The organism is Ectobacillus antri (assembly GCF_003852715.1).
In the GTDB taxonomy this organism is placed as follows: Bacteria; Bacillota; Bacilli; order Bacillales; family Bacillaceae_G; genus Ectobacillus; species Ectobacillus antri.
The window spans coordinates 1-11,604 of record NZ_RIAV01000036.1 but is presented as its reverse complement, the minus strand read 5'-3'; the positions used below and the strand labels follow the sequence as shown (position 1 = coordinate 11,604).

The 11,604-nt window shown below is 39.7% G+C and carries 11 protein-coding genes; 4 read left to right on the top strand and 7 right to left on the bottom strand.

The window, feature by feature from the left end; genetic code table 11:
* Positions 1-229 precede the first annotated feature (229 nt).
* The gene (locus EEJ45_RS17205; RefSeq protein WP_124565988.1) at positions 230-844 is read left to right on the top strand and encodes a PH domain-containing protein; all 615 of its coding nucleotides are present in this window, start codon (positions 230-232) and stop codon (positions 842-844) included.
* A gap of 47 nt (positions 845-891) precedes the next feature.
* Here EEJ45_RS17205 and EEJ45_RS17200 read toward each other — a convergent pair whose 3' ends face one another.
* The 4 genes from EEJ45_RS17200 to EEJ45_RS17180 all read right to left on the bottom strand — a co-directional run bounded on the left by EEJ45_RS17200 (position 892) and on the right by EEJ45_RS17180 (position 3,353).
* Entirely contained in the window at positions 892-1,359 is a 468-nt protein-coding gene (locus EEJ45_RS17200; protein ID WP_124565987.1) for a DUF2691 family protein, read from the bottom strand.
* A gap of 429 nt (positions 1,360-1,788) precedes the next feature.
* Positions 1,789-2,214: a hypothetical protein gene (locus EEJ45_RS17190; protein WP_342769387.1), complete on the bottom strand. Its 426-nt coding sequence runs from the start codon at positions 2,212-2,214 to the stop codon at positions 1,789-1,791.
* 244 nt (positions 2,215-2,458) lie between these two features.
* Positions 2,459-2,695, bottom strand: coding sequence for a DUF3977 family protein (locus tag EEJ45_RS17185; protein WP_124565986.1), 237 nt, complete (start codon positions 2,693-2,695; stop codon positions 2,459-2,461).
* A 439-nt stretch (positions 2,696-3,134) separates the two neighbouring features.
* Complete coding sequence (locus EEJ45_RS17180; protein ID WP_124565985.1) at positions 3,135-3,353, bottom strand: hypothetical protein; 219 nt, start codon at positions 3,351-3,353, stop codon at positions 3,135-3,137.
* Between the two features lie 424 nt (positions 3,354-3,777).
* Here EEJ45_RS17180 and EEJ45_RS17175 point away from each other — a divergent pair, with 424 nt between their 5' ends.
* Positions 3,778-4,056: a hypothetical protein gene (locus EEJ45_RS17175; RefSeq protein ID WP_124565984.1), complete on the top strand. Its 279-nt coding sequence runs from the start codon at positions 3,778-3,780 to the stop codon at positions 4,054-4,056.
* Here EEJ45_RS17175 and EEJ45_RS18525 read toward each other — a convergent pair.
* The 3 genes from EEJ45_RS18525 to EEJ45_RS17165 all read right to left on the bottom strand — a co-directional run bounded on the left by EEJ45_RS18525 (position 4,046) and on the right by EEJ45_RS17165 (position 7,917).
* Positions 4,046-4,210 carry an alpha/beta fold hydrolase family protein gene (locus EEJ45_RS18525; protein ID WP_164464326.1) on the bottom strand — a complete coding sequence of 55 codons (165 nt, stop codon included), beginning with the start codon at positions 4,208-4,210 and terminating at the stop codon, positions 4,046-4,048. The genes EEJ45_RS17175 and EEJ45_RS18525 overlap by 11 nt on opposite strands.
* Positions 4,211-4,696: 486 nt before the next feature.
* Positions 4,697-7,273: a phosphoenolpyruvate synthase gene (gene ppsA, locus EEJ45_RS17170; protein ID WP_124565983.1), complete on the bottom strand. Its 2,577-nt coding sequence runs from the start codon at positions 7,271-7,273 to the stop codon at positions 4,697-4,699.
* Between the two features lie 452 nt (positions 7,274-7,725).
* On the bottom strand, positions 7,726-7,917 hold the full coding sequence (locus tag EEJ45_RS17165; protein WP_124565982.1) for a hypothetical protein: 192 nt from the start codon (positions 7,915-7,917) through the stop codon (positions 7,726-7,728).
* 108 nt (positions 7,918-8,025) lie between these two features.
* On the opposite strand from EEJ45_RS17165, the gene EEJ45_RS17160 reads away from it, so the two are divergent.
* Both EEJ45_RS17160 and EEJ45_RS17155 read left to right on the top strand, forming a co-directional pair.
* Positions 8,026-10,233: an McrB family protein gene (locus tag EEJ45_RS17160; protein ID WP_124565981.1), complete on the top strand. Its 2,208-nt coding sequence runs from the start codon at positions 8,026-8,028 to the stop codon at positions 10,231-10,233.
* Positions 10,226-11,419: an McrC family protein gene (locus EEJ45_RS17155; RefSeq protein ID WP_124565980.1), complete on the top strand. Its 1,194-nt coding sequence runs from the start codon at positions 10,226-10,228 to the stop codon at positions 11,417-11,419. Before EEJ45_RS17160 ends, EEJ45_RS17155 begins: the two co-directional genes overlap by 8 nt.
* The last annotated feature ends 185 nt before the right edge of the window (positions 11,420-11,604 follow it).

The window sequence follows — 11,604 nt, the reverse complement described above, 5'->3', positions numbered from 1 at the left end:
TTGACTCTCGTGCTCCGCAAGCGCTTCTACCGGATCACCTACGCGTGCAAACCTTACCTCTCGTGCCCCGCAAGCGCTTCTCCTGGGACACCTGCGCTCGGAAATTTTGACTCTCGTGCCCAGCACGCAACCGTCCATACACAGAACAACCTATCATATTGGTTGTCGTTTCCACACGCTTCCCCTATAATGATAAGTGTACGTACGAAAAAGGGGAGGTCATGTACATATGTTCAAGAAGGTTGCTTCAGATATGCTGGGAATTAGCGATGTTGGTATCGTGATTAAGCCTGCGGATTACGATAAGGTTGATACAGATGATTATATTTTGCACGAGGACAACGAGAAGATTTTCTTCCTAATCAAATCAAAAAGTGATGAGTATTGCTTTACGAACAAAGGACTTGTACACCTAGACGGCGTGAATGCTGTAAGCAAAAAGCGCACACTGCGCCGCTACAACTACAGCGCCCATCCGATTTCCGACGTACTGCTAGAAACAGCGGGCACAGTAGACTTGGATGTGGAGCTTAAATTTCAGCTAGGCGCTAAACACTACTCCATTGACGTACACAAAAAACACCTAGAAGAGCTGAAAGACCTCTACAAGGCTCTCTTAAAAATTTCCGAGATTTCTCACGAAAACGAAATCATCCTGGACTACGCCAACAAAAGCTTACAGCTTACCGCTAGCACATTAGCGCGCACGGCGCAAACGGAAGAAAAGCTGGTCGAGCAGTTTACAGAGATCAACCAAGTAGCCTTTAACTGGCTAGTAGACGCGCGCAAGCAATACAAGATTCAAGACTTTGGTTTTGTATTTGAAAAATATATTAATAACTAAGTAGATAGGGAGAGGCTTTTGTCTCTCTTTTTTGTGTAGACTTTAGATTACCACACAGATAGCCTTGTTCTTGTGTCATTTTCATCTGTAACATAAGCAAGATTATGAAAACCTTTTACCTTCGCATTTTGATATAAGCCTTCAAGTTTTTCCTTGTCCTTGCAGTAAATAGTCACATAGATAGAATCAACAACTAACAACACGAGCTGACAATCGCTGCTTACAAATTCCTCATAGGTTTCAACTAGTAATGACTTCTTCCCTTTTGGGTAGGCCTGTAAAGTTACAAAGATAAGATAATACCTATTTTCTTCTAAAAGCTTTCTAAGAAATAAGCCATCTATCCCGTTTACCGCTTTTGGAAAAAGAGGATCCTGTAACTTGTTATCCTCTACTAAATAGGACTCTTCTCCACCACTTGCCCAAACAAATTCAGTAACCCCAAAGGGCATTACTATCTCCCAAAGCAAGTTACCGAATTCATGAGGAATTTCAAAACTTATACCTCGTTTCATGTCTTATCCTCTGCCCTTATATATTGATTCTCAATGAATAAGCAAATAATAACGCCAGAACAATTACAATAGTGTATTTGGAGAACTGTTTGAGTCTATCACTTTCAAACGTTCTTAATAGCAGGTAGAAAAATCCAACTACCCAAATACCATTTTGAAAAAAGGTGGAAATTATATTTTTTAACATATTGGTAATAAAATATAGATCTATTTCTATGCCTCCTAATCTAATATTACTATTACTGAACTATACATTAAATTTCGGCTACCTTAAACTGTTATATGTGTCTGTCATTTCAAATACAAATGAGGTTAATAGAAATTTTTGAAATTAGTATCCTAGATTTACTATTACAAATAGTAATACATAACCTAGTCAACGTTAGGTGTACTGTTCCTTTTATTTACCTATCTATACAAAATTGTTTGTTACTCAATAACATAATCATCTTTTGAAGTTAATTCACTTGTATTGAACAGGTGCTTTTTATCTAATCCTGAATCCATAAATTCGTCAAATAGGATCAAGCTGCGTTTTCCCATTCTTTGTTCTTCGTTTCTCATATTGTCTCTTATCATTAAAGTGTCTTTATCTGCCCAAAGTACAACATATTTTACATCTATATGTAGGTCTTTTAGATTTTCACTCAGCCGTCTTGCATCGTCTGGAAATGCTACATAATCTATCACAACATTGCTTCCATAAGTAACAAAGTTCCTTGTAAGTTGTGAAATATTATGCCAAATCAAAACATGCTCTTGTTCACTTTCCCATGGTTTTTCTCTTCCATTTATATGCATATGGCTTATGTAGTCTCTAGATAAATACGCACTATTGAATAGTTTCTTTACCAGTTCTTTTGATGTGGTTGATTTACCTACTCATGCTGGTCCTGAGAGGATAATTACATTTCTTAAATCCTTCTGCTCCAAAATTAAGTCCTCCTTTACCTCTTGTTTCTTCAACAATCCTGTTACGTTTACTGAATAATCCAATTTGAATATAATACCATAAAATTAATTTTTTTCTATTTTATTTAAACATAACCATCTTTACAAAAGACTATTTTTGTAAAGATGGTTGTGTTTCCACATATAATCATAGACTCTTAATTCCGAATACTATTTTGACTTTGTTTCGATTCTTTTTTGTCTTTTTAAAGCCTTCTTTTGAATCTAAAATAACAACTATTTTTCCTAACCAAACTCTTAAATATAAAGATTGCAATTTTATAGGCCGTACGATTCCTTGCTCCTCGAATTCAGTGCCATCATTTAATTCTGTTTCAGTTCTTATTATCCATTTATTCCCTATTCCGAATTCAATAAATTTCAAATCGACATCCCCTTTATTAAGACTACACCGTTCTCAACATCTAAACGGTTACTTGGTTAGATGCTTGACAAGAAGAAATAAGCATTTGTTCACCTTGTTTGTCACACGCTAAAATTTTTTCCTAATTCAAGCAAATGGAACCAATAGAGATTTAAATGTAGATGATAATTATTTCATTATGAAGACTGATTATCCTTTTTCATTTACATAACAAGTTAGACAAATAATAGCTGAAACTATGGTTAAGTAAGTATGATTCAGAATGTTTGTTTAGTTCTTGGAGAATGTAACCCATATGCGCGAATCTGTCGATCGGTTTTCCTGGCTCTTTTATCATATAGTGAATTAAGCATAACAAAAAGCCATAGGATACACCCACAGCTTGCAGAAGCCCGTTTTCTAACACTGCTTGCTGAGCAACCGTACAAACTACCTACACCTAACTACGATAAAATGAACGAGACATTTCCTCTTTTGAAAGATTTTTTTGAAGTTCTTCCTTTCCAATACTATTAAATTTAGATGTTGTTCCAAATTTAACATCAGGCATCAGAGCTTGACCGATAATTAAATCCTCACCAAAGCCTAAATTTAATAAAGTTGGCTTTAACTCTTCTGTGATTCTTATCCCAATGAAATAACTCTTACCTTCTTGCAATTTACCAATATACTTTGTCTACATTTCTGATGCTTTTTCCTTTAATTAACATAAATAATGTACCTCACTATAGATTATTGGTGCAGAAAAGCAACAATTGTCTAGTTAACTTAAATACTACTTATCCTCCTTTACTCTCCAATTCACACAACAATCCATAGAAAAAAGTCAGACAGAACAAAAATAATTTACTCTTGATTTATTTATAATTATCATATTATAATCAAATAATTTTATGTTATGTGAACATGCGCACCTCTTTTAATTGTATAAAAAACGACCTTTTTATCAACGTCATTGATTTATATTTGTTTTTTGAAAGCGCTCACAAAATAAGTTTTGTCACAAGTCATAAATACACAGATTTGACGAAAGACTTAGATTTCTATAATCTCATTTTAGGAATATTGGGGGGCGTTAAGCGATGAAATTTTCTATAACGGCAAATTATTATAATATGCGTGGGGACTTAACCTATGATAACGGGGTTATTACTGGAAATCCTTTATTAGTAGACGCTTTAATCGACGAAGCAGGATTTAGAAAAGGAAAAACTATTGGTGTAATGAATTATAAGCCTGCCGGCGACATTTTGGAAGATCCGTCCGCTACTCGTCTAATTATGGAACTTATTTTTACAGATATTACGTATCACGGCGACAAGCCCGAACTTCCCGACGTGGACGATAGGATTATTTTATAATGCGAGGGGGGTATAATCCTGTTTTATCTGGTTCATCCAGTTGCAAATTATGACCAGCATGTTCTAAAGTGACAGTGCGAATACTTACAAAGCTATCTTGTACGGATTGTGCATCTGTAAAGCCAACTACTTGATCTTGTTGACCAGGAATCATAAGAGTTAAAGACTCATACATCGAGTCAAACAGTGAAGACTCAAAGGAAAATGCATAACCATTGGACTGATAGTGATTGAGCTAGTCAGCTTGAGCCACTTGTAATGCGGGATAGATTTCCTCTAAATATCTTTTAAAAGACTAGTTTGCAACATGAAACGCCATTGAACGATAACTCTTAAAGGCTGCTTCATTTCCTATAATATCGGTGTCACGCCTGCCGGAGGCGTACAAAAGTTAGGTCCAGGAGTGCAATTTGTTGTCACCATATATCCCCCTTCTTTAGAGCTAGTACATAATCTATAAAGAAAGGTCATAAATGGTATAGGTATTTGGACAAGTTTATCAAAATATGTTTATCCCCATCATTCAAATGCACTGCTCCTCTGGACCTATCCATCACTTTCTTATCCTAAAAAAGCCAGTCATCCCTATTAATATCACCTTTCAGAATACGCCTCTGCTACAACCTGGCACATCCAGCCATTACAACAGCTCAATATACCCTTTCGTTCCATGCACGCGAATTCGCTGTCCATCTTGTATCACCTTAGTAGCACCTTCTACTCCGACAACTGCCGGCAAGCCGTACTCACGGGCAATCACCGCCCCGTGCGTCATCAGGCCGCCCACCTCAGTCACCAGACCTTTTATGGATACAAATACTGGTGTCCAGCTTGGGTCGGTAAATGCTGTTACCAATATATCTCCCTCTTCAATATCCGCTTCTTCTATACTTGCAATCACGCGCGCACGTCCTTCTATAACTCCAGCGGAAACAGGCAAACCTACTAGCGCCCCGGCCGGGATATCGTCACGCTTGTACGCGCCGTTTATCATTTCACCATCAGACGTCAGTACCCGCGGCGGCGTTAGCTTTTCGTATAACCGGTACGCCTCTCTTCGTTTGTCGATGATGTCATAATCAAGCGTCTGCGTGCGCACCACATCGCGAAGCTCCTCAAAAGTTAGTTCATATATATCTTCCTTTTTCCGAATCACATGGGCCTGCACCAGCCGCTCAGCTTCTCGCAGTAAAGCCTGCTTATACACAAAATAGCGATGAATCATGCTGTATTTTGGATATTCACGATAACCGATAAAATGACGCAGTGTATCAATTCTTTGTTTCGTTTCCTGCGCCTTTTGTTCTCCGTCCTCTAACTGCCGCAGGCGCTGCAATAGCTCTTCTTCCTTTCGTAAAGCCGCTTCTCGCCCTTGTTCAAATTTGCGCTGGCTGGCACCTTCAGTAAAGTTTTTGATATTCGTCAGCAGCATCGGCACAAGCGCCGCTGGGTGTTCTGCCCAGCGCGTTCTCGTTAGATCAATCTCCCCAACGCATCGCATACCGTATCGCTGTATATATGATACAATCGCATCTTTCGCTTCCTGCCCGCCCTCAAGCTGGGACAAATCCTCCAAAAAGGTATCCTCACGTACCTCCTGCAAATACGCAACCACCTCTGGATACGGTCGAATCACATCAGCCACATCCAACAGCGCCAACCCCATTTCCGAGGTAATATTATGCGGCACGGATTGAGACAGCGTATCTGCGGCCTGTTTTTCGCCTAGCCACTTCTCCATATGTTCATTAATCCACGCGGCAGCCTGCATCCCGGCCATAATCACACCAATACTTTGCGGATCGAATAAACTCGCCTGTAATTGCTTGATATCCTCTAGGATAAAGGAGAAAACCTCGTCTCCTGTTTTTGTTTCGATGCGCTGCTGTAACGCTTGAATTTCGTTTTCCCTGCTTTCCATTAACTCCGCAACGATTGATGGATCATATTCTGGTGTTTGTAAAACAGGCATAGGCCGCTGCGGCGTTTCCACTTCCTTCACAAAGCCGCGCTCAATCACCGTCAGCAGCGCGTCTTTCATCAGCGGTTCCGCCTCTCCGATTGTTTGTAACAGCCTAGTTTGCCCGGCCGCCGAAGCTAGCTGCGCCGTCACATCCACAAACAATCTGCCCCCAGCGACACGCATCGGCGCGCGCGTTGTTAACAGAAAGAAGGACAAGCCAAGCGGCTTTATCGCATCCGTCATCATTTGCTGGTGACCCACTGACACATATACACGATTTTCTTCATCCTCAGCTTGTGGAATGGGAAACAACGTCGTAATCGCACGGCTCTGCAGGATATAAAAGCTATCATCCACCACACACCACTCGATATCCTGCGGACAGCCAAAATACGCTTCAATTCTTCTCCCCAGGCGGGCCAGCTCTACAATTTGATCGTCCGTAAGCGCCTGCGCCTGTTGCAGCTGTGCATCGACCTCCCTTGTCTCCGTTCCGCTTGCTTGCCGCGCATACATGGCCAGCTGTTTCGTAGCGATAATCTTCTCGACAATCTCCCCTTCCCGCACTTTATAACAATCCGCAGATACCAAGCCGGAAACCAAGGCTTCTCCCAGCCCAAAGCCAGCGTCAATGGACAACACCTTACGGCTCCCGGTAACCGGATCAGCTGTAAAGGCAATCCCTGAAGCCTTGGGAAACACCATTCTTTGCACAATCACAGCGAGCTGCACCTCACTATGATGAAATCCCTGCTGCAGGCGGTAGATCACCGCACGCTCTGTAAACAAAGAAGCCCAGCACTTACGAATATGATTCAAAATCTCCTCTTTACCGATCACATTGAGATAGGTATCCTGCTGCCCCGCAAACGAAGCATACGGCAAATCCTCAGCCGTCGCACTCGAACGCACCGCATACGGCATATCCTCACCAAAGCGAGAAAGGAACTCACCAACCGCCTTACGAACAGCCGCAGGAATCTCCGCCGCCAAAATCGTTTCCCGAATGCGCCTGCTGGTATCAACAATGCGCTGCCTATCACCCACTTGTAACGTCGCAAGCTCCGCCAGCAACTCCTGCAGCACCTCACTCTCTCCAAGCGCCTGTTGAAAGCACGGGGTTGTTACACAAAACCCCTCAGGTACACGAATGCCCTCTAGATTGGATAACGCCCCCAGGTGCAAGGCCTTTCCGCCAACAACCGCAAGCTGTGTGTCCTGTATGTCGGTAAGATCGAGAATCAAAGCAGTCATACCTATCCCTCCTAACTGTATGTTTTATTGATTGTAGCAGTACCCGGCTTAGAGAAACAGTCTGTGTTTGTGATTTTTGGTGTGGTATAATTAAGTTAGGCGGGGGATAGGTTTTTTGGTGGAGTGATTTAAAAAATTAGGCAGACCGGTTTAGTGGTCTACCTTGTTGGTTTTTCGGTTTATAGTTGTATAAAATGATAAAGTAATTATAGACCATGCCCCCCTAGTTACACGAGTTGTTAAAACCATTTGCAGAAACGAAAATCTAACCTTTAGCGTGATAATAACACGAATCTCCGCATTCCTTAGATTAAGTCTGACCAATCCGCATAAGCAATAGCAGATCCATTGCCAAAATGTTTGAGCAATCGCTCTGTATTATTCTGTAACTTCTGAAGCATTTCTGCTGAAACCTCTTTACCTTCAAAAGCGCTGCGACCTGCACAATCTCCTTAATCATAAAATTGCCAGCTATCCGGCATGTAAGCACATACAATTTTTCCTTTAAGAACTCCCACTACTACCTCAATATAGTCCACACGCTTTCTATCAATCTTCCAGAACCCTCTGGTCGTTTCATATAAATCATTGTTTCGATGTTCTAACTCCCCGTGAATCTTAACCATTAAAATACTTTGTTTCATAAAAATCCCCCTCTTTTCTACTGAACTTTTATAATCAACAGGATAAGCTTTCTTCTTCTATTTTTTAACTTTATAATAAAATACATAGATACAAAAGGGGGATGACACATGCAACTTGCAACCTTACTTGCAAAAGCAACAGAATACAAACATGATCAGCAATATCTTTCAGAAAAACAACAAGGACACACAGACTTTTTAAATCGTTTTCCATTACATACGTTACAAGATTTGTCCATAGAAGAATTTGCAGATACAAGAACAAAGGATTGTTTTAACTATTGGCTAGAAAAGAAGAATATTCTAGGTGGTATCGGTGCAGGAAACGCTTCAAAGTTTGGTATTTATTTATCTAAAGCCGGTGAGTATTGCATGGGGTACGGTAACCATAAAATCGTCCTAACAGATGAAAAATTAGAAACTACGTTTACTAGCCTGAAGCAAGATATTATTCACATGATTCAACTGGCAAAAGAAGATCGAATCCAAGAAATCCAAGAAATGGATACCTCTCTTTTCAATATGGTTGCTTTAAAAATCTTAAACATCTATGTACCGGAGAAATTTATTAATATCTATTCTCCCCCTATTTTACTGGAGCTTGGTCGTGAGCTTGCTATTCATCAAAAGCTACTTGTACCACAAAAATCAATTCAATTAAACTATGAAGTTTTACGCAAATTACAAGCCTTAGACGCATTTTCACAATGGTCCAATCAAGAAATCAGCAAATTCCTTTGGGACACCTTTTCAGAGAGAGATAAAGCTCTTGATAATAATATGAAATATTGGCTTTTAGGGCATACATATGGTGATGAAGGCTCTATTCTGAATTACCTCCTTCATAACAACTGCATTGCGGTCGGCTTTTTATCAGAGGACCTTTCTCCTTACTTAACGACGGAAGACTTGGACGACATCATTGATCAGAAAGAACCTTCCTCAACTGGTCAGAAAGCATTAAAACAATTTTTTACTATACAAGAAGGTGATATGGTTGCTTTAAAATCAACCTATACTCGAAAAGTAGATGGAAAGACACTTTCAGTTTTAAAAATTAGTGCGATTGGTGTTGTAACAAGTGATCCGATAGATGGATATACATTCTCAGACAGCTTCGGACATCTGCTTCCTGTACGCTGGATTAATACTGAAGAAAGAGAATTTATTGGATACGGTGGTTACCGAAGTGCCATTAATCAGGTAAAGTCAAAAAGTACAATTAATCTTGTATTTAGACAAGAGGAAATCCTTACTACAAACCCAGCAACAGATGATACGACAGAAGCACTTCCCAAAAACTACATGTTTTACGGACCACCCGGTACTGGCAAAACCTATAGCGTAACAGACCGTGCCTTAGAACTCATTAATAAAAAATCATATGAGGAGCTGCGTATGAATGGTCGTGAAGCCCTTCATACAGAATTCTTAAGACTTGTGAATGAAGGGCAAATTCAATTTATTACCTTCCACCAATCGTATGCGTATGAAGATTTTATAGAAGGCTTAAAATCTGATGGGGAGGGAATCTTCAAACCAGAAGATGGTGTACTAAAACAAATTGTTATAGAAGCATTATATGAAGGCGTTATTAACAAACATCCAGACAAAAAACTATGCATTCAACAAGCATTAAAACAAGAACGTGCCTTTGACTTTACACATGCCAGAAAATATGTCCTTATCATTGATGAAATGAATCGTGGCAATGTTTCTAAGATTCTTGGTGAGCTACTTACATTATTAGAAGAGGATAAGCGTCTCACTGCGGATAATGCTTTAATTGTAGAGCTTCCATATTCTAAGGAAAAATTTGCTTTGCCTCCAAATCTATACATCATCGGCACTATGAACACTGCTGATCGGTCTATTGCCCTTCTTGACACGGCTTTACGTAGACGCTTTGTATTTGAAGAGATTATGCCAAATCCCGACCTATTAGAATCTGTGGGGGAAGATATTGATTTACCTGCGTTGCTAGCTGTAATTAATCAACGAATCGAGGTACTATATGACCGAGATCATACCATTGGACACGCTTACTTTATAAACGCAAAAACAGATGAAGAAATCAGCACCATTTTTCAAGCAAAAGTGATTCCATTGCTACAGGAATACTTCTACGATGACTGGGAGAAAATCGGTCTTGTTCTAGGAGGCATCGGAAAGTCCAAGGATGATTCCTACATCGTATATAAAGAACATGTTGACATAAGTAAATTATTTAAAAACAAGCCATCGCTACATATACCACCTTTATATCGTGTTAAGAAAAAGCTAACTTCTCGGGAGCTTATCGCTATCTATGAGTAAGGTGATAGTTCTTCGAGAGGCGTACGATTGGATTAATGAAGGTGATATTACATCTACACAATTTGAAGAATTGCTAGTATATATTAAGAAGCACTACAATGAAAGCATTGTTGAATTGCAGCATAAACGCCTTAGATTCATTAACTACATCGGGGTTATCCAATGCACAGATATTCGGTATGAAATTGTACCTAAGATTACTCTTTCTGCTACAGACGATCGTAAAGCTTTACTTAGTATGCTGGCTGTAACCAACTTTTTACCCATCTCCTTTCAGCGGCATATCCAAAATGGAACAGAGCAGGCTGACTTATTAGAGGCTTTTCTAATTACATTTACAAATCACCTTCTTCATGAGCTACAAAAAGGTGTATACAAAACATACGAACGGCATGAAGAAAACCTTTATACACTAAAAGGCAAGCTGCAATTACAAAGGCACATACAAAAAAATGCCTTTAGTAAGGTCAAAGCATACTGCGAGTTTGATGAGCACACGATGGATAATGCGTTGAATCGTCTTTTGAAACTTGCTTTATTAATCGTAAAGCGAACTGTCAAAACATCCAAATGTCAGCATCAAATCGCACGCTGCCTTGGATACCTAGATGATGTAACAGTTATCTCAAAAATGCAGCCCATTACCTTTTCACGGCAAAACGAACGCTTTAGAAATGTCGCGAGCTTCGCCCAAATGATTATCGAAAAATCTGCTATTTACAGCAACGGAACTAGCACCACCTCCTTTTCCTTCCTGCTTCCGATGAATTTGCTGTTTGAAGCATATATAGAAGTTGCCTTGCGTACAGCTTTTGGGACAGAAAAGATATTAAGTCAACACGCTGAAATTAAACTACTTCGCAACAAGAAAAGCGGCAAAGGTAATATCCTTCTCAAGCCCGATTTTGTGATTAACGAAACAATATTGCTTGATACCAAATGGAAGGCTGCTTCTTATAATGGTAGAAACAACTACGTACAAAGCGACATCTATCAAATGTATGCTTACGTGACTGCTTACAAACAAGCAACGCGTTGCATTCTTCTCTATCCCCAGCAGGAACATGAAGGAGAGCTTCCCATTTGGGAGGTTATAGATACAGAGAAAACTATTGAAATGCACACGATACGATTGGATTGCTTTGAGAACAGTGTGGCGGATTTAAAGAAGTTATTAGGGAAATAATGTAACCCCCGAATGACAGTATTCGGGGGCTTTAAACGTTATTTAAAACATTTTCTGTACAGTTTAAGTAAGCCCGTATTCAAACGACGCCTATAAAAATATCTGCACCTCCTGTACTATAAACGTATCAATATAAGGAGGTGCTTTTTCTATGCCGCAACAAAAATTAAAGATCGTCCCCGTTA